Origin of the sequence: Roseobacter sp. HKCCD6576-2 (genome assembly GCF_013179285.1) — a bacterium.
GTDB lineage: Bacteria > Pseudomonadota > Alphaproteobacteria > Rhodobacterales > Rhodobacteraceae > Rhodophyticola > Rhodophyticola oceani.
On sequence record NZ_WVNW01000001.1, the window covers coordinates 1,169,208 to 1,186,683 of the forward strand.

At 61.4% G+C, this 17,476-nt stretch carries 17 protein-coding genes; 13 read left to right on the forward strand and 4 right to left on the reverse strand.

Annotated elements, in window-relative coordinates; all coding sequences use genetic code 11:
- The first annotated feature begins 126 nt into the window (after positions 1-126).
- Both GTF44_RS05780 and GTF44_RS05785 read left to right on the forward strand, forming a co-directional pair.
- The gene (locus tag GTF44_RS05780) at positions 127-2,574 is read left to right on the forward strand and encodes an ATP-dependent helicase (protein ID WP_171558186.1); all 2,448 of its coding nucleotides are present in this window, start codon (positions 127-129) and stop codon (positions 2,572-2,574) included.
- Positions 2,575-2,639: 65 nt separating this feature from the next.
- Positions 2,640-2,957, forward strand: a complete 318-nt coding sequence (locus GTF44_RS05785) for a hypothetical protein (RefSeq protein ID WP_171558188.1) — start codon at positions 2,640-2,642, stop codon at positions 2,955-2,957.
- A 91-nt stretch (positions 2,958-3,048) separates the two neighbouring features.
- On the opposite strand, the gene GTF44_RS05790 is transcribed toward GTF44_RS05785, so the two are convergent.
- Entirely contained in the window at positions 3,049-3,648 is a 600-nt protein-coding gene (locus GTF44_RS05790) for a LysE family translocator (protein ID WP_171558190.1), read from the reverse strand.
- 73 nt (positions 3,649-3,721) lie between these two features.
- On the opposite strand from GTF44_RS05790, the gene GTF44_RS05795 reads away from it, so the two are divergent.
- Entirely contained in the window at positions 3,722-4,174 is a 453-nt protein-coding gene (locus tag GTF44_RS05795) for an Lrp/AsnC family transcriptional regulator (RefSeq protein WP_171558191.1), read from the forward strand.
- On the opposite strand, the gene GTF44_RS05800 is transcribed toward GTF44_RS05795, so the two are convergent.
- The 3 genes from GTF44_RS05800 to GTF44_RS05810 form a co-directional block, all read right to left on the reverse strand.
- Positions 4,171-4,728 (reverse strand): TetR/AcrR family transcriptional regulator, encoded by a 558-nt coding sequence (locus GTF44_RS05800; RefSeq protein ID WP_171558193.1) that lies wholly within the window; start codon positions 4,726-4,728, stop codon positions 4,171-4,173. The genes GTF44_RS05795 and GTF44_RS05800 overlap by 4 nt on opposite strands.
- Complete coding sequence (locus GTF44_RS05805) at positions 4,725-5,261, reverse strand: dihydrofolate reductase family protein (RefSeq protein ID WP_171558195.1); 537 nt, start codon at positions 5,259-5,261, stop codon at positions 4,725-4,727. The genes GTF44_RS05800 and GTF44_RS05805 overlap by 4 nt, the downstream gene beginning before the upstream one ends.
- A gap of 371 nt (positions 5,262-5,632) precedes the next feature.
- On the reverse strand, positions 5,633-5,857 hold the full coding sequence (locus GTF44_RS05810; RefSeq protein WP_145217212.1) for a DUF1127 domain-containing protein: 225 nt from the start codon (positions 5,855-5,857) through the stop codon (positions 5,633-5,635).
- A gap of 196 nt (positions 5,858-6,053) precedes the next feature.
- Here GTF44_RS05810 and GTF44_RS05815 point away from each other — a divergent pair, with 196 nt between their 5' ends.
- The 10 genes from GTF44_RS05815 to GTF44_RS05860 all read left to right on the forward strand — a co-directional run bounded on the left by GTF44_RS05815 (position 6,054) and on the right by GTF44_RS05860 (position 17,388).
- Positions 6,054-7,241, forward strand: a complete 1,188-nt coding sequence (locus tag GTF44_RS05815; protein ID WP_171558197.1) for an MFS transporter — start codon at positions 6,054-6,056, stop codon at positions 7,239-7,241.
- Positions 7,242-7,303: 62 nt separating this feature from the next.
- Positions 7,304-8,401, forward strand: a complete 1,098-nt coding sequence (locus tag GTF44_RS05820) for an Mrp/NBP35 family ATP-binding protein (protein WP_171558198.1) — start codon at positions 7,304-7,306, stop codon at positions 8,399-8,401.
- A 635-nt stretch (positions 8,402-9,036) separates the two neighbouring features.
- Entirely contained in the window at positions 9,037-9,567 is a 531-nt protein-coding gene (locus GTF44_RS05825; RefSeq protein WP_216364870.1) for a division/cell wall cluster transcriptional repressor MraZ, read from the forward strand.
- Positions 9,568-9,569: 2 nt separating this feature from the next.
- Positions 9,570-10,577, forward strand: a complete 1,008-nt coding sequence (gene rsmH, locus GTF44_RS05830; RefSeq protein ID WP_171558200.1) for a 16S rRNA (cytosine(1402)-N(4))-methyltransferase RsmH — start codon at positions 9,570-9,572, stop codon at positions 10,575-10,577.
- A 1-nt stretch (position 10,578) separates the two neighbouring features.
- A complete protein-coding gene (locus GTF44_RS05835) occupies positions 10,579-10,929 on the forward strand; it encodes a cell division protein FtsL (RefSeq protein WP_171558202.1) in 351 nt (116 codons plus the stop codon).
- Positions 10,926-12,710, forward strand: coding sequence for a penicillin-binding protein 2 (locus GTF44_RS05840; RefSeq protein ID WP_171558203.1), 1,785 nt, complete (start codon positions 10,926-10,928; stop codon positions 12,708-12,710). Before GTF44_RS05835 ends, GTF44_RS05840 begins: the two co-directional genes overlap by 4 nt.
- 18 nt (positions 12,711-12,728) lie before the next feature.
- Positions 12,729-14,207, forward strand: coding sequence for a UDP-N-acetylmuramoyl-L-alanyl-D-glutamate--2,6-diaminopimelate ligase (locus tag GTF44_RS05845; RefSeq protein ID WP_171558205.1), 1,479 nt, complete (start codon positions 12,729-12,731; stop codon positions 14,205-14,207).
- Complete coding sequence (gene murF / locus GTF44_RS05850; RefSeq protein ID WP_171558207.1) at positions 14,204-15,619, forward strand: UDP-N-acetylmuramoyl-tripeptide--D-alanyl-D-alanine ligase; 1,416 nt, start codon at positions 14,204-14,206, stop codon at positions 15,617-15,619. The genes GTF44_RS05845 and murF overlap by 4 nt, the downstream gene beginning before the upstream one ends.
- Before the next feature lie 12 nt (positions 15,620-15,631).
- Positions 15,632-16,717, forward strand: a complete 1,086-nt coding sequence (gene mraY / locus GTF44_RS05855; RefSeq protein ID WP_145210563.1) for a phospho-N-acetylmuramoyl-pentapeptide-transferase — start codon at positions 15,632-15,634, stop codon at positions 16,715-16,717.
- Positions 16,717-17,388, forward strand: coding sequence for an SDR family NAD(P)-dependent oxidoreductase (locus tag GTF44_RS05860; RefSeq protein WP_171558208.1), 672 nt, complete (start codon positions 16,717-16,719; stop codon positions 17,386-17,388). Before mraY ends, GTF44_RS05860 begins: the two co-directional genes overlap by 1 nt.
- The last annotated feature ends 88 nt before the right edge of the window (positions 17,389-17,476 follow it).

Genomic DNA, 17,476 nt, shown 5'->3' on the forward strand with positions numbered 1-17,476 from the left:
GTCATGACCACCGTTTTATGGCTCGAAGGTCTTCCGCCTCGGCGCGGGTTGATCCACAAATCCTGCAGGCAGAACAATCTAAGAACATGCCTTCCCAGACGCAGCAACCCTATATATGCTGCGCGCATGAGCAGATTTGACGACACATTTGACGAGACGGACGCTTTCGAGGCGGCCTCCCTGTCGCGCCGCGCCATGGCCGCGCGGCCCATGCCTTACATGGACGGGCTGAACCCGGCGCAACGCGAGGCGGTCGAGGCGCTGGACGGCCCGGTCTTGATGCTTGCCGGCGCGGGCACCGGAAAAACCCGGGCGCTGACGGCGCGGATCGCACATTTGCTGGCCACCGGCACGGCGCGACCGAATGAAATCCTGGCGGTGACCTTCACCAACAAAGCCGCGCGCGAGATGAAGCACCGGATCGGCGGGTTGATGGGCGAGGCGGTTGAGGGCATGCCGTGGCTCGGCACCTTCCACGCGATCTGCGTGAAACTGCTGCGGCGTCATGCCGAACTGGTTGGGTTGAAGTCGAATTTTACCATCCTGGATACGGATGATCAGGTCCGGCTGATGAAGCAGTTGATCCTGGCCGAAGGGATTGATGAAAAACGTTGGCCTGCGCGGATGCTGGCCGGGATCATCGACGGGTGGAAGAACCGCGCCTGGACTCCGGAGAAAGTGCCCGCTGGAGAGGCGGGGGCTTATAACAAACGCGGTGTCGAGCTTTACGCGGCCTATCAAGCGCGACTGAAGACGCTGAATGCGACCGATTTTGGCGATCTGCTCCTGCATATGGTGACGATTTTCCAGGAGAATGAGGATCTTCTGGCGCAGTATCAGCGCTGGTTCCGCTATATCCTGGTGGACGAATACCAAGATACCAATGTCGCGCAATATCTCTGGCTGCGGCTTCTTGCGCAGGGGCATCAGAATATCTGCTGCGTCGGCGATGATGACCAGTCGATCTATGGTTGGCGCGGGGCCGAAGTGGGCAATATCCTGAGGTTTGAAAAGGATTTCCCAGGCGCGAAGGTCGTGCGCCTGGAGCAGAATTACCGCTCGACTGGGCATATCCTGGCGGCGGCCTCGGGCGTGATTGCGGGCAACAAAGGGCGGCTTGGCAAGACGCTTTGGACCGATGGCGAGGATGGCGAGAAAATCCGCCTGATCGGCCATTGGGATGGCGACGAGGAGGCCCGTTGGGTTGGCGATGAGATCGAGGCGATGGAGAAGGGCACGCGCGGCATGGACCCGATCAGCCCGGACGGCATGGCGATTTTGGTCCGCGCCAGCCATCAGATGCGCGCCTTCGAGGATCGGTTTCTGACCATCGGTCTGCCCTATCGGGTCATCGGTGGCCCGCGGTTTTATGAGCGGATGGAGATCCGCGATGCGATGGCCTATTTCCGCGTGGTGGTCAGCCCCGAGGACGATCTGGCCTTTGAGCGGATCGTGAACACGCCGAAACGGGGCCTTGGTGACAAAGCGCAGCAGAATATCCAGATCACGGCCCGGCAAAACGGCGTCAGCCTGGTGGAAGGCGCGCGGATTTTGCTGGCCGAGAAAGGCATCGGTGGCAAGGGTGCCAAGGAACTGGCCCGGTTGATCGAGGGGATCGATCGCTGGCGCATGATGCTGCTTGGGTCGAGAGTGGCCTCTGCGCCGGAGAGTGACCTGATCGAGGTGGAGCGCCCGGCGGGGGCCGCCCCCAGCCATATCGAACTGGCGGAGATCATCCTCGATGAGAGCGGCTATACCGGCCATTGGCAAAACGACAAAACGCCCGAAGCGCCGGGACGGTTGGAGAACCTGAAGGAATTGATCAAGGCCCTGGAAGGCTTTGAAAACCTGCAAGGGTTCCTCGAACATGTCAGTCTGATCATGGATAACGAGACCGAGGATGGAGAGCCGAAAGTCACGTTGATGACGCTGCACGCAGCCAAAGGGCTCGAGTTCCCCGCTGTGTTCTTGCCGGGCTGGGAGGATGGGCTGTTCCCCAGTCAGCGCTCGATGGATGAGGAGGGGATGAAGGGACTCGAGGAAGAACGTCGGCTCGCCTATGTCGGCATCACCCGGGCCGAAGAGGTCTGCACGATCTCTTTCGCGGGCAATCGCCGGGTCTATGGCCAATGGCAAAGCCAAATGGCCTCGCGTTTCATCGATGAATTGCCCGAAGAGCATGTGGAGGTGCTGACCCCGCCTGGGCTTTACGGCCACGGCACGGGCATGTCGGGCAGTGCGTCGCCGACGGCGGGGATGATGCGCGGCTCGGACCTGCACCAGAAAGCGGCGGAGGCGAATGTTTATAACTCGCCCGGCTGGCGGCGGCTCCAGGCCAATCAGGGCCAACGCGGCATGAGCCAGCCGCGGGAAAGCCGCAACATGACCATCGATGCCGAAGCGATCAGCGCGTTTTTGCTGGACGACCGGGTGTTCCACCAAAAATTCGGTTATGGCCGCGTGAATGCGGTAGAAGGGGATAAGGTCGAAGTCGTTTTCGACAAGGCGGGCGTGAAACATGTGGTGGGCCGGTTCTTGGTCGCCGCAGATAGCGCCGGAGACGTGCCGTTTTAGGGACAAACGGCGGGGGAGCACGTGCTTGCCGACGGAGGGATGACCCGAACCGGGGAGGCTGCCGCATGAAAACACTGGTTTTGGAACCCGATCCTGTCCGCGCCCGGGCGTGGGTTGCACGCTATGGCATGGCCCATAACAGCTGCGATGTGGCGCAAAGCCCGGGGCAGGCGCGGCTGATGCTGATTGCCGAAACATATGACCGGCTTTGTCTCAGGCCCGGCCAGTTGGAGGGGCAAAGCCACGCGATCTTGTCTGTCGCGCGGGCTTGCAACCCGGAATGTGAAGTCGTTGATCTCAATAGAAAGACCCGGCGCCCGATTTCCGGACCCTCTTTGGGCCTCTTGGCGGATGCGAAACGCGATCTGCGGGCGGAGCCTTAGGCAGCGATCTATCGGTCGTCCGGCGGCCTCTATGGTGCCTAGCATCTTGTAAGCACCGTTTCGCATGCTTCGGTTAGCCTCAGCCTGCGTTCTATGCCGTCAAAATTGGGTAGAGCGAGGCCACCAAAAGCAGGGCCATCAAGATGTTGAAGGCCCGGAGCCGTGCCGGGTTGGTCAACAAGCGGCGCATTTGTAGACCCAACCAAGCCCAAGACCCAACCGAGGGCAGGTTAATCACGCCAAAGACCACCGCCATGACCAGCAGATCGTCGAAGCCGCGCCCAGGCGGCGTGTAGACGGTGATGGCCGTCAAGGCCATGCTCAACGCCTTTGGGTTAACCCATTGGAACCCGGCGGCCTGCAGGAAGGTCAGCGGCGTGCCGGCGGCCTGCACCTCCGGTAAAATCGGGACGGCTGAGCCTATTTTCCACGCCAGATAAAGCAGATAGCCGACACTGACGACTTTCAGGATCGTATAGATCACCGGATAGGCATCAAAGATCTGGATCAGACCGGCACCGATTGCCACGGCCATGATCACAAAGCCAAGCGCCACGCCCAACATATGCGGAATGGTTCGGCGCATCCCGAAATTGGCGCCGGACGCCATCAGCATCAAGTTGTTCGGTCCCGGCGTGATCGAGCTGACGAAGGCGAAAAGCGCAAGCGCGGTGATGAGGTCAAGTGTCATATGCGCAACGTTAGGCGGCATCAGGCGCAATGAAATTGCAAAGTGACGTGTTCAATGGATAATCTTGCAACAAATGACGAGGATGGATGGAAAAGACCGCCAGATATTGCGTGAACTGTCCCGGGATGGGCGGATCAGCAATCTGGATCTGGCTGAGCGGGTGACGCTCAGCCCGTCGGCTTGTCTGCGGAGGGTTGCGGCGCTCGAAACCGCTGGCGTCATCACGGGCTATCGCGCGGTTTTGGACCCGGTGAAAATGGGCATCGGCTTTACAGCCTATATGGCCGTGGGGCTGTCGGAGCATTCCAAGCGCGCACAGGAGGCGTTTGAGCGGGCGGTTGCCCGAGCGCCGGAGGTGCGGGAGTGTCATAACATCACCGGCAGCGTGGAATATCTGTTGCGGGTCGAGGCGGCAGATTTGAGCAGCTACAAGACCTTTCATACCGATGTTCTGGGCGCGCTGCCGCAAGTTGCGACGATCACGACCTATGTGGTGATGGGGTCACCGAAGGACGAACGCGCTTAGCTTGCGGTCTCTCTGGCCAAGAGCCAGTCCAACCCAAGCCCTAACTCAGCCCAAGCCGTCTCGGTCAGGTCTGCCGGTGCGTGCGCCGCGGCTAGGACGGCCCCATGAGTGTAGTCGATCAGCACTTGGGACATCCGATCTGGGTCAGCGAGACCCATCTGCGCCGCAAGGTCGCAAAGCTGCTCGAACATCTTCTCAAACCGCCCTGAAAACAGCGTGGGTGTGGCGAAGATGTAGAGCGCGAGAGACGGGACTTCTTGCACGCATCTGGCATGGCGGAGGAGCAGTTCACGGAGTTGGTCTTTGGGTGGACCGGCGGTGAGCGGTGCATCTAGGGAGCGGTAAATCTCGGTCACTAAATCCGCCATCAAATCCGCTCTTGGGCCAGTGTGATGGGCGATCGCCATGGGCGTGACTTGCAACCGATCCGCGATGGCGCGGAAGGTGACGGCATCGGCCCCGCTTTCGTGCAGAACCGCTTTCGCGGCCTCCAGAATACGGGGTTTCGATAGCGTTACGGTGGTGCTTGACGGGCGCCCTCGGCGGCGGCTCATGGCCGAACCTTGTAGCGGGTTTGAACGTAACCGCAGGCAAAGGCACGGCTTTCGCAAAGCTCCAACTCGATATCGCGGTCGAGCGGTCCAAAGAGGGGCCGCCCTTCTCCGATCAAAACCGGGATCGTGGTGATCGTGAGCTCCGCAATCAAGCCAGCGCGCAGGAAGGACTGCACGACTTGCCCGCCATCCACATAGGCTTTGCGCCAGCCTTGCTCAGCCCGATCCGCCATCGCTTGCTCCGGGGATGCGTTACTGATTGTGACCTTGCCGCGAAGAGCCTCGGGCAGGTCAGCTTGGGTCAGGCTACGGCTGAGAACGACAACAGGCTTCGCGTAGGGCCAGTCACCAAACCCGAGCACGGTTTCGTAAGACGCGCGGCCCATGATCAAGCCATCCATCTCGGCGATGAAGGCCTCATAGCCCTGATCCTCGTCACCATCATCACGCGCCATGAGCCAATCGAGACTGTGATCAGGCCGTGCGACGAACCCGTCAAGCGAGGTTGCAATGAAGACATGGCCGGTTGTCATCGGTCTCTCCTGTTTAATTATATGGCATATAATAACGGATCCATAGAGGACCGCAAGGTAGAGCAGGTTGATCATGCATATGAAAAAAAGAGGCGGTGACACCTAAAGGGAGGAGAAGGTGCCACCGCCAGATCTCAGTCCACCTCAAAGGGAGGAGGAGAGGGGACCGATATGTTGGGCCAATTGGCCCGGAAACGAACGGCGGCCCCAGGGAGGAGGTCGGAACCGCCGTGGATGAGCCCAACCTCAAAGGGAGGAGGAGAGGGTGGGCTCTGGGTCGCAACATCATCCAAACGGGAGGAGGGGATGATATCGCCTGTAGTCGCGGGCCCGAAGGGAGGAGAGGGCCGCGCGAATTCGGTCGTATCGGCTTAGCGCGGAGCCTTGCCGTAGGCGGCTTCAAGCGCGATGGATTTGATCATCGAGCGCGAGATGCCAAGATCGTTCAGTTCGCGATCGGTGCAGCTTTGCAACTCGGACACGGTCCGGTTGTAGAGCCGGCGCGCGGCAAGCGCGTCTGCAAACTGGCTCTTGATCTCGGCGAGCCGGTCGCCGAAAGAAAGAAAAGATGAACGAGAGCCCGCTACATAGGCCATTGGTTGTACCTCAATCAGAGTCTGTCGCGCGGTATCGGACCCATTTCCGAAGCGCTTTGGATATCGGGGCGTTCTGCCTCTTGCGGATAGAAGATAGCCCCATGCTGCGGATGCACAATCCCCCCTCCTTTCATTGCTGCCATGCAGAAATTGCATATCAACCGCCCTTGTTTTGCAGCTTTTTTGAGCAATGCCGATGAAAGGCGCTGCTTTTTCGAACAGGCAGTTCCGGCTGTTTTTCTTAGGTGTGTTTTTCGCGGTTCAGGCGATTTGGGTCCAACGGGTGACGCTGTCTTGGTTGGCGTGGGAACGGACCGGCTCTGCTGCGTTTGTGGGGCTGGTTGCAGGGCTCAGCTTGTTGCCGACTTTGTTGACTGGCCCGCTTTTCGGGGTCATCGCGGATCGGGTCGATATTCGGCGGGCTTCCGTCGTCACAAATACCGCTCAGGTAGTCTGCATTACGGCTTTGGCGTTGTCTTTACCGTGGATTGGCGCGCCAGGTTTGGCTGTGGCGGCTCTGGCGATCGGGTTGGTCAGTTCGGCGCATCACCCGGTGCGGATGTCGCTCGGGCCGCGCTTGGTGCCGCCTGATTTGGTGCAGCATGTGGTGTCGGCCACGGCGCTCAATTTCAACATTGCGAGACTGGTCGCTCCGGCCGGAGCGGGGTTCATCATCGCGCAATTCGGTGCGCCGGTGGCGCTTTGGGTGGCGGTGGTCTTCTATCTGCCGATGTTGGTTGTTCTGACGCAATTGACGCCGCGAAGCTTGCCGCCACGCCCGCCGCGCGCCTTCTTTCGCGAATTGCTCGATGGGCTGCACTATGCCCGCGACACGCGACTGATCCGCATGGCGTTTCTGTTGACCTTGATCTTTGCGACACAGGTGCGCGGCGCGCTGGAGGTGTTGCCGGTCTTGGCCGACGGCGCATTTCAACGCGGTGCGGAGGGCTTGGGGTTGCTGACGGCGGCGGCGGGCGCTGGCGCGTTGCTGGCCGCGATCGCGAAGGCTTTGGGTTTGGGGGCCGTTGGCGCACGTATTCCACCAGCGGTGTATGTCGTCGGGCTGGCCGGGCAGGGCGCGGTGATCGCCATGGGGCTTGCGCCGATCTGGCCCGTCGCGCTGGCGGCGACAGCCTTGGCGGGGTTCTGCGCCACCTGGTCGGGGGTGAGCCTGCAATCGGCGATCCAGACCGACTTGCCCGATGACCTGCGCGGCCGGGTGATGAGCCTTTGGACTGTCGTGGGGTTCGGCACCGTGGCGCTTGGGGCTTTTGCCATTGGCGGCTTGGCGGAGTGGGTTGGCATCGGTTTGGCTTTGGTGATGGCGGGTGTTGCGGGCGGATTGTGCCAGATCCTTCTTGTCCTATGGGGTGCGCGGCGATGAAAACTGCCCTATGTGGTGGACAAACCTGACCAATTCCCGCCGAAAGCCGAGGCTGACGCCCGATGACTGTAACGAAGCAAACTGTAGTTAAGGCGCTCGCTGCGCTGACTTTGCCGGATGGCGGCGATTTGGTGAGCCGGGATTTGGTGCGAGCGATCCAGGTCCAGGGCAACCATGTGAGTTTTGTCATTGAGGTAGAGAGCCTAGATCAGGCACCGAAAATGGAGCCTGTGCGTCTGGCGGCCGAGCAATTGATCATGAAATTGCCGGGAGTGCGCACAGCGACCGTGGCGTTGACCGCGCATGGTCCGGCGGCGAAGGGGCCAGCGCGCGCTGCCGAGCCGGCAGCAGATCCGCCTAATCTCACAATTGGTCAGCATCCGAAGCCTCAGACCGAGCCGATGAACCCCGAAGGCGTGGCCCGCATCATCGCAATCGGGTCCGGCAAGGGAGGCGTGGGGAAATCCACCGTCACTTCAAACCTTGCGGTGGCCTTGGCGAAACAGGGCCGTAAAGTTGGCCTGTTGGATGCCGATTTTTACGGCCCGTCGCAGCCGCGGATGATGGGCGTGAACCAGCGCCCCCTCTCTCCTGATGGCAAGACAATCATTCCGCTGCGCAACCATGGCGTCACATGCATGTCGCTCGGCTTTCTGTTGCCGGAAGAGAAAGCCGTGGCGTGGCGCGGGGCGATGTTGATGGGCGCGCTACAGCAGATGCTCGGGCAGGTGGAATGGGGCACGCTCGACGTGCTCTTGGTCGACCTGCCGCCTGGCACGGGCGATGTGGCGATGACCTTGTGTCAGCGCGCCAAGCTGACCGGGGCGATTGTGGTTTCCACGCCGCAGGACGTGGCGCTTTTGGATGCGCGCAAGGCGCTCAATATGTTTGAGATGTTGGAGACCCCGGTTTTGGGCCTGATTGAAAACATGTCGACCTATGCCTGCCCCAAGTGCGGACATGAAGCGCATATTTTTGGTCAAGGTGGAGTCGAGGCTGCCGCCAAGCAGATGGGATTGCCGTTCTTGGGCGCTTTGCCGATCTCCCTCGAAACACGGATCGCGGGAGACAGTGGTGTGCCGATCGCCGTGGGAGATGGGGCAATGGCGGATGCATATGGCGCGCTTGCGGCGCGATTGGTGGCTGGCGGGATGGCCTAAGACAGGCGGCGGCGCGCCTCGCGCCCCCGAAAGGGCCCCCTCGGCCCGCCGCGTTGCCACGGTGATTTGGCAAGCCGCGCAAAACAGCGGATCGACACCGTTTTCCGTGAGGTCGAAGGGGTGATTCGGGCTTTCGAGGCCTCAATCCATCCAAAAATCGCCAAAACATGCCGTCAGGCTGGGGTTTTTTCCCATAATCGGGTGATGAGTAGCCGCGCCTATATGTAGGCTCCCTGCGCTTCATGGGTACAACCTATGGGGTTGTGGGGGGGCATTTGGGCCGCCATCTGTTGTGTCTATTAGGTTGTTGAGTCCAGTGAATGGAGAAATTTCCCATAAAAAGGGATTGATTGGGAAAAACTTCCGTGTCACAAATCTTGCACAGCAGTTGAGAACGTACCGGACCCAACGAGGTCTGGATCAAAAATAAAAAACGGCAGGTTTTATACAGGCACTCTCACATGCTGAACAAAGAGATCCGGCGCGCAAGCGAGCAGACATCCCCCCAGGTGGCCTGCGCAGTCGGACACCCAGAAATGGGACGAGGGCGGCGGATTGGGCAGTGGCAGCTTGCTCGATCCGCCGTTGTCCGTTTCGGACGGCGAAGGTGAGGCGTTGAAAAAGGACGCGGGACAGTGGAACGCAGGTTTCAGGGTGAAAGCCTGAACAAAGTCGATGGAAAGGGCCGGGTCTCGATCCCGGTCAAGTTTCGTCGCGTCCTGCAAAACTCCGACAAGCATTACGCACCCGGTGGCGCGCCGCGTCTTTACATTGCTTATGGCAATCCAAGCGCCAAGTTTCTTGAATGTCTGTCAGGTGACGCGTTCGATGAGATCGACGCGCTGATCCAGGCGGAGCAGCGCGGCACGCCGCTGCGCGCGGCGCTTGAGCATCTCTATTACTCAAAATGTGACGAGACGAGCGTGGATGACACGGGTCGTCTGGTCTTGCCGCCTGCGGCGCGGGACAAAATCGCGCTTGGCCCTGAGGCGTTGTTCCAGGGCAAGGGCGACAAATTCCATATCCTCAACCCCGAAGATGGCGCCGCCGCGGAGGAGGATATCGAGACCATGTTGGCGGCACTGGGGCAGGGCAATGAGTTCTTCGATCCGCTTTCGCTTGCGGGAAAGGCCGGGACAGGGCGCCCGGATGACGGAGGTGCGTGATCATGGCCGAGCGGCCCAACCGCCTGCCCGCGTCTCCGCATATTCCTGTTTTGTTGGCGCCGCTTCTGCACGCGGTCGCGCCGGTGGGCGGCGTTTGGCTGGATGGAACCTTCGGCGCTGGTGGTTACGCCCGTGGCTTGCTTGAAGCGGGGGCCGAAACCGTGATTGGCGTGGATCGCGACCCTTCAGCATTTGAGATGGCCAGCGATTGGGCCAGCACTTTCGGAGATCGCTTGGTGTTGGTCGCGGGCGAGTTTGGCGATTTGGATGAACATGCGCGGACGGCTGGGTATCCAGAGCTGGACGGGGTCGTGTTGGATCTGGGCGTCTCCTCAATGCAGCTTGATCAAGCCGAGCGCGGGTTTTCGTTCCGCAATGATGGGCCGCTGGACATGCGGATGGGGCAGGCGGGGCTTTCGGCCGAAGACCTGGTGAATGAGGCCCCTGAGGCGCTTTTGGCCGACATTCTCTATCATTATGGTGAAGAGCGGGCGGCGCGTCGGATTGCCCGGTCGGTTGTCGCGGCCCGCGCGGAACGCCGGATCACGCGGACGGCAGAACTTGCTGCCATCGTTGAGAAAAACCTGCCGCGTGCCAAGCCCGGACAGAGCCATCCGGCGACCCGGAGTTTCCAGGCGATCCGGATCGCGGTGAATGATGAATTGGGTCAATTGGCCGAAGGCCTGCAAGCCGCCGAGCGCGCGCTCAAACCGGGTGGTCAATTGGCGGTTGTGAGCTTTCACTCGATCGAAGACCGGATCGTGAAGCGGTTCTTGCAAGATCGTGCCAGCAGTGGCGGTGGCGGGTCGCGCTATGCGCCGGAAGAAGCCGCGCGGACCCCAGGTTTTGAACTGACCCCACGCCGGGCGATCGCCCCGGACTCCGAAGAACTGGACGCAAACCCAAGGGCGCGCTCGGCAAAGCTGCGCGTAGCTAAGCGCACCGATGCCCCCGCGGCCCCGGTCAGCCGCGAGACCCTGGGCCTGCCGCAATTGGCGGAGGGGATGTAAGATGCGGGGATTTGCGAGTTTACTGGCGGCATTGGCGGTGATCGGGCTCGGCTATTGGGCGTATCACCAAAACATCCTGACCCAGCATTCGATCCGCGAGGTCGAGCAGTTGCAGCGGCAGATTGGTGTCGAACGTGAGCGCCTGTCGGTTCTGCGCGCCGAATGGGCCTATCTCAATCGCCCCGACCGGTTGCGCGAATTGGCGGATCTGAACTTCGAGCGCCTCGGCTTGATGCCGATGACGCCGGAGCATTTCGGCGATGTGCATCAGGTCGTGTATCCAACCCTGCTTGACCAATTGATCGACGAGGCGCTGATCGATAGCGCCTCAAGCCCGGAGATGCTGCCATGACGCTCCGCACGCCGTTGCGCCCTCTGACCCGCATCCTCCGTGCGCGTGAACATGGGGAGAACCCGGACGCGATTGAACGCGAGAACCTACGTCTGCGTCATGAGGCGATGCGCGATAAGATGCGGCAGCGGGCGGAAACGCGGCTCTTACTCCTGGCGATGTGTTTCTTCGCGGCCTTCATCACCGTTGGCCTGCGCATGTCGACGCTTGCCGCGAGTGAGCCGGAAGAGCCGCGCATTGCGACGTCTGGTTCGGCGATCTTGAACACTCGGGCCGATATCGTGGACCGGCAAGGCCGGGTCTTGGCGACCAATCTGGTGACGAATTCGCTCTATGCGCATCCGCATGAGATCATCGACCCTGCCACAGCGGCGCGTGGGTTGGCTCAGATTTTCCCTGATCTGGATGAGGAAACGCTTTTGCGTCGCTTCACCTCGGACAGCCGCTTCATTTGGCTGCGCCGGTATATCTCACCGGAACAGGAGCAATTGGTGCATGATCTGGGTGAGCCGGGGTTGCTCTTCGGCCCACGCGAGATGCGGCTCTATCCCAATGGCTCTGTCGCCGCGCATATCTTGGGTGGCGCAGGTTTTGGGGAAGAGGCGGTGAACGCGGCGGAAGTGATTGGCGTCGCCGGAGTTGAGGCGCGGTTTGACGACGCGCTGCGCGATCCGGCGCGTGACGGCGCACCGTTGGAGCTCTCCATTGACCTGACAGTGCAGGCTGCTGTCGAACAGGTGCTGGCCGGCGGCATGGTGATTATGAACGCGCGTGGCGCGTCCGCCGTGTTGATGGATGTGCATACGGGCGAAATCCGCGCCATGGCGTCGTTGCCCGATTTCGACCCAAATGCCCGCCCGGCACCGCTGACCGAAGGCGAACAGGCCGACAGCCCGCTGTTCAACCGCGCGCTGCAAGGTGTCTATGAGCTTGGCTCCGTCTTCAAGATGTTCACCGTCGCGCAGGCGCTGAACGAGGGGATGGTCAATCCGGAGACGATCATCGATACCGCCGGGCCGCTTCGTATGGCCGGGTTCTCGATCTCGGATTTCCGCAATTATGGCTCGCGCCTCTCGGTCACCGAAGTGATGATCCATTCCTCGAATATCGGCACCGCGCGTATAGCGCAGATGCTGGGCGCGGAGCGGCAGCAACGTTTCTTAGAACAGCTCGGCTTCTTCCAACCAACCTTGGTCGAGATGATCGAGGCGCCTTCAGGCCGCCCGCTTCTGCCGCAGCGATGGGGCGAGTTGACGACGATGACCGTCTCCTATGGTCATGGCCTTTCCACGTCGCCGATCCACCTCGCCGCAGCTTATGCATCAATCACCAACGGTGGCACGTTGATCCGACCGACATTGTTGCTCCAAGACGGGCCGCAGAATGGCGAACGGATCGTGTCCGAAGAGGTCTCAGAGCAGATCCGCAGCATGTTGCGCGACGTGGTGACCGAGGGCACGGCCAGTTTCGGCGATGTCGAGGGCTATGCGGTTGGCGGCAAAACCGGATCGGCGGATAAGCCTCGCCCGAATGGTGGCTATTATGAGGATCGGGTTCTGTCCACGTTTGCCAGCGTTTTCCCGGCCCATGACCCACGTTATGTGCTGATCGTGACCCTAGATGAGCCGGAGATCGTGGCTTTGGGCGAGGCGCGGCGGACAGCCGGTTGGACGGCCGTGCCCGTTGCCGCCGAAGTGATCCGCCGGGTCGCGCCGCTTTTGGGATTGAGACCAGAGATTGAACCTCAGGACGGCTTTCAGCTATCCAGCGCCTCAGAATAGAGTTCGGGGGAATCGGCCATGGCGCCAAGGGCAAAACCGCTATCGGCGCTTGGACTAACCCCCACCAGGGGCGCGGATGTGACTGTCACGGGCGTGAGCCTCGATAGCCGCGAGGTCAAACCGGGGCATCTTTTCGCGGCTTTGCCCGGTACTCAAGTTCATGGTGCGGAGTTCATCCAATATGCCGTGCGGATGCAGGCCGCGGCGGTTCTGACCGATCGGGCAGGCGCTGAGATTGCGGCGGATCATCTGGGCGATGTCGCGCTGATTGTGGTTGAGGAGCCGCGCGCGGCGCTGGCTCATGCCGCCGCCCTCTGGTTTGGGGCGCAGCCCGAAACGATCGTGGCGGTGACCGGGACCAACGGCAAAACCTCGGTCGCCAGCTTTACCCGGCAGATTTGGGCCGCTTTGGACCATGATGCCGTCAATATCGGCACAACCGGCATCGAAGGGGCGTTTGCCGCGCCGGGCATTCATACAACCCCAGATGCGCTGACCTTGCAGAAAGTCTTGGCCGAAATGGGCGAGGCGGGGGTGACGCATGTGGCGATGGAAGCGTCCTCGCATGGACTCGATCAGCATCGGATGGACGCCGTGCGCTTGGCCGCCGCTGCCTTCACCAATCTGACCCAGGATCATCTGGATTATCACGGCACGATGGAGATCTATTTCCAAGCCAAGCTGCGGCTTTTCACCGAGCTTTTGCCTGAAGAGGCCACGGCTGTGGTCAATCTGGACGACCCAAGAGGTGCGGATGTGGTCAAAGCCTGCGCCGAGCGGGAGATCGAGGCGATCACCATTGGGCAATATGCCGAGGACGCGCGGCTGAAAATCACCGGACGGCGGTTGGATGAGGCGGGGCAAGATGTGCTGTTCCGCTGGCAGGGGCAGAACTATCAGACCCGGCTGGATTTGATCGGCGGGTTCCAGGCGATGAATGTGCTGACCGCCGCCGGGCTGGCGATTGCAGGCGGGGCCGAGGCCCAAGCCGTCTTTGCAGTGCTACCGCAGCTTGAAGGCGTGCGGGGGCGGATGCAGCTGGCCGCGAGACGCAGCTTTGGTGCACCCGTTTTCGTCGATTATTCTCATACCCCGGATTCACTCGAAACCGCCCTCAAGGCGCTGCGTCCGCATGTGCTGGGCCGGTTGATCGTGGTCTTTGGGGCGGGCGGAGATCGCGACCGGGGCAAACGCCCCTTGATGGGTAAAGCGGCGGCGGAGAATGCGGATATGCTCTTTGTCACCGATGATAATCCGCGCAGCGAAGACCCCGCCGTGATCCGCGCTGCCGTGATGGAAGGCTGTCCCGACGCGATCAATGTGGGGGACAGGGCCGAGGCGATTTTGCGCGGCGTCGATGCGCTGCAACCCGGCGACGCGTTGTTGATCGCGGGCAAGGGGCATGAAACCGGCCAGACCATTGGCGATGTGGTGTATCCGTTTGACGATGTGGAACAGGCGAGCGTGGCCGTGGCCGCGCTGGAGGGGGCGATATGACCGTGCTGTGGACTGCCGCCGACGCCGCCGCCGCGACGGGCGGACAGGTCACCAGGGATTGGGCCGCGAGCGGTGTGTCGATTGATACGCGGATGCTTGCACCCGGCGATTTGTTCGTGGCGCTGACGGATATCCGGGATGGGCATGACTTTGTGGCCCAAGCGCTGGAAATCGGGGCGGCAGCGGCATTGGTCAGCCATCGGCCCGCAGATGTCGCCCAGGATGCGCCACTTCTGATCGTGCCGGATGTTTTGGAGGCGCTGGCCGATCTGGGCCGGGCCGGTCGGGGACGGATGAACGGTCAGGTGATCGCAATCACCGGGTCCGTCGGGAAAACCACAACGAAAGACATGCTGCGCATGGCGTTGGAGCCGCAAGGGCGCACCCACGTGGCCGAAGCGAGTTACAACAACCAATGGGGTGTGCCGCTGACGCTGGCGCGGATGCCAGCGGATACCGAATTCGCGGTGATCGAGATAGGGATGAACGCGCCGGGTGAGATTGCCCCTTTGAGCCGGATGGCCCGGCCGCATGTGGCCATGGTGACCACAGTGGCGGCGGTGCATCTGGAAGCTTTTGGCGTCATCGAGGGCATCGCCCGGGAGAAGGCCAGCATTTTTGAGGGGTTGGAGCCCGGCGGTGTGGCCTTGATCAATGCCGATTTGGAAACCACGCCAATTCTGGAATCCGCGACGCAGGACGCCGCTGCGCGCTTGGTCCATTTCGGGGAGAGGGAGGGGCTGCCGGTCCGTTTGGAGACGGTCACGTTGAGTGACGCGGCAACAGTTGTTCAAGCTGATCTGCACGACACCCCGATCTTGTTCAAACTCACCGCGCCGGGGCGGCACCTGGCGCTCAATGCCCTTGCAGCCTTGGCGGCAGTTGACGCCGTGGGCGCGGATGTCACCCGTGCCGCCTTAGCGCTTGGCGCTTGGGAGGCGGTGATCGGGCGTGGCAAGCGCGAGCGGATCGTGTTGGATCTGGCCGAAGATCGCGCGGTCGAGATGATCGACGATGCGTTCAACGCCAGCCCCGCCGCGATGGAAGCCAGCTTGGAGGTCTTGGCGGTCGCCACGCCAGAGGGGCGCGGGCGCAGGGTCGCGGTTTTGGGCGATATGTTGGAACTCGGTCCAGACGCGCCTGCGATGCACGCGGCTCTGGCCGATTTGCCCTCCATGGCGGCGGTTGATCTGGTCTGCACCACCGGGCCATTGATGGCCGCCCTCGATGCGGTCTTGCCCGCGGACAAACGCGGACCGCATGTCGAGACGGCGCAAGAGATGGCGCATATCCTGCCGGGGCTTTTGCAGCCGGGCGATATCGTGCTGATCAAAAGTTCCAAGGGCACGAAACTCTCCCTCGCGGTTGACGCGCTACGGAAACTGGGGCAAGCGATTGCGGATAAAGCGTAAGGAAACCGCTATATGTTGTTTTGGCTAAGCGAGCTGTCTGACGGCGGCGATTTTTTCAATCTTTTCCGATATATCACCTTTCGGGCCGGGGCGGCCTTTTTCACGGCGCTGATTTTCGGGTTCATCTTTGGGCGCCCGCTGATCAATGCGTTGCGTCGGAAATACGCCAATGGGCAGCCGATCCGCGAGGATGGCCCGGCGCATCATATCGCGACCAAATCCGGCACGCCGACCATGGGCGGACTGCTGATTTTGGCCGCTTTGACACTCTCAACCTTGCTCTGGGCGCGGCTCGACAACCCCTATGTCTGGCTGGTTTTGCTGGTTACCGTGGCCTTCGGGCTGGTCGGATTTGCCGATGATTGGGCGAAGGTCAGCCGGAACAACACCAAGGGTGTGCCGGGGCGTATCCGTTTTGGCATTGGTTTGGTGATCGCAGGCGTCGCGGGCTATGTCGCGACGCAACTCCACCCTGATGGTTTGGCGTTTCAACTGGCGGTGCCGGTCTTCAAGGATGTGTTGGTCAATCTGGGCTTTCTCTTCGTGCCCTTCGCGATGATCGTGATTGTGGGCAGCGCCAATTCGGTGAACCTGACCGATGGGTTGGACGGGCTGGCGATTATGCCGGTGATGATTGCGGCGGGCACGTTGGGTGTGATCGCCTATGCGGTGGGCCGGGTCGATTTCACCGATTATCTCGATGTGCATTACGTGCCAGGTACCGGTGAGTTGTTGATCTTCACGGCCGGTCTAATCGGTGGCGGCCTGGGGTTCCTCTGGTATAACGCTCCCCCGGCGGCGGTCTTCATGGGCGATACCGGGTCGTTGGCTTTGGGCGGCGCGCTTGGCGCGATTGCGGTGGCCACCAAACATGAGATTGTTTTGGCGATTGTCGGCGGGTTGTTTGTGGCAGAGGCGCTCTCCGTCATCGTGCAGGTGATCTACTTCCGATCCACCGGCAAACGGGTGTTTTTGATGGCCCCGATCCACCACCATTTCGAGAAGAAGGGCTGGGCCGAGCCGCAGGTGGTGATCCGGTTCTGGATCATCTCGCTGATCCTCGCGTTGATCGGCCTGGCCACCCTGAAGCTGCGCTGATGACGTGCCCGGCGACCCCCACCGCTTTGGTGACTGGCGGCAATCGCGGGATCGGGCGGGCGATTGCTGTGGGCTTACGGGATCAAGAGTATCGCGTGGTGATTGGCGTGCGTGATCTGACGGCAGGGCAAGCCGTGGCGGGCGAGATTGGGGTTGAGGCGGTGCATCTGGACCTGCAAGACCCGAGCACATTTGCCGCCGTTTTGGCCGGGATCGGCGGTGTCGATGTGTTGGTGAACAACGCCGGTGTCTTGATCGAGACCAATATGATGGACGACCCGGAGGGGTTTCATACCTCTGTCGACGTGATGTTCCACGCGCCCTATGAGATGATCCGGATCTGTACGCCACATATGCGGGCGCAAAACTGGGGGCGGATCGTCAATATCTCCTCTGGTTGGGGCAGTTTTGACGAAGGTCTCGGCGGGCCGGGCGCCTATGGGGTCGCGAAGGCGGCGCTGAATGCGCTCACGTTCGCAATGGTGCGGGATTTGCCCACAGGTGTGAAAATCAATGCGATGTGCCCGGGATGGGTGCGGACCCGGATGGGCGGCGCGGGCGCGAGTTTGAGCGCGGAAGAGGGCGCCGATACCGCCATATGGCTGGCGACATTGCCCGAAGATGGCCCGACGGGCGGGTTTTTCCGCCGTCGGACGCCAATTGCATGGTAAGCGCCTGCAATCCAAAGGAGGCTCGTTCCGGGCCACGCAATATTTGACTGGCGCTTGTGGTCGGCGGGGTGATCCGATCTCTGGGGCT

Coding starts and splice junctions, on each gene's coding strand:
- GTF44_RS05780 (WP_171558186.1), top strand. CDS start 127: ATGAGCAGATTTGACGACACATTTGACGAGACGGACGCTTTCGAGGCG.
- GTF44_RS05785 (WP_171558188.1), top strand. CDS start 2,640: ATGAAAACACTGGTTTTGGAACCCGATCCTGTCCGCGCCCGGGCGTGG.
- GTF44_RS05790 (WP_171558190.1), bottom strand. CDS start 3,648: ATGACACTTGACCTCATCACCGCGCTTGCGCTTTTCGCCTTCGTCAGC.
- GTF44_RS05795 (WP_171558191.1), top strand. CDS start 3,722: ATGACGAGGATGGATGGAAAAGACCGCCAGATATTGCGTGAACTGTCC.
- GTF44_RS05800 (WP_171558193.1), bottom strand. CDS start 4,728: ATGAGCCGCCGCCGAGGGCGCCCGTCAAGCACCACCGTAACGCTATCG.
- GTF44_RS05805 (WP_171558195.1), bottom strand. CDS start 5,261: ATGACAACCGGCCATGTCTTCATTGCAACCTCGCTTGACGGGTTCGTC.
- GTF44_RS05810 (WP_145217212.1), bottom strand. CDS start 5,857: ATGGCCTATGTAGCGGGCTCTCGTTCATCTTTTCTTTCTTTCGGCGAC.
- GTF44_RS05815 (WP_171558197.1), top strand. CDS start 6,054: ATGAAAGGCGCTGCTTTTTCGAACAGGCAGTTCCGGCTGTTTTTCTTA.
- GTF44_RS05820 (WP_171558198.1), top strand. CDS start 7,304: ATGACTGTAACGAAGCAAACTGTAGTTAAGGCGCTCGCTGCGCTGACT.
- rsmH (WP_171558200.1), top strand. CDS start 9,570: ATGGCCGAGCGGCCCAACCGCCTGCCCGCGTCTCCGCATATTCCTGTT.
- GTF44_RS05835 (WP_171558202.1), top strand. CDS start 10,579: ATGCGGGGATTTGCGAGTTTACTGGCGGCATTGGCGGTGATCGGGCTC.
- GTF44_RS05840 (WP_171558203.1), top strand. CDS start 10,926: ATGACGCTCCGCACGCCGTTGCGCCCTCTGACCCGCATCCTCCGTGCG.
- GTF44_RS05845 (WP_171558205.1), top strand. CDS start 12,729: ATGGCGCCAAGGGCAAAACCGCTATCGGCGCTTGGACTAACCCCCACC.
- murF (WP_171558207.1), top strand. CDS start 14,204: ATGACCGTGCTGTGGACTGCCGCCGACGCCGCCGCCGCGACGGGCGGA.
- mraY (WP_145210563.1), top strand. CDS start 15,632: ATGTTGTTTTGGCTAAGCGAGCTGTCTGACGGCGGCGATTTTTTCAAT.
- GTF44_RS05860 (WP_171558208.1), top strand. CDS start 16,717: ATGACGTGCCCGGCGACCCCCACCGCTTTGGTGACTGGCGGCAATCGC.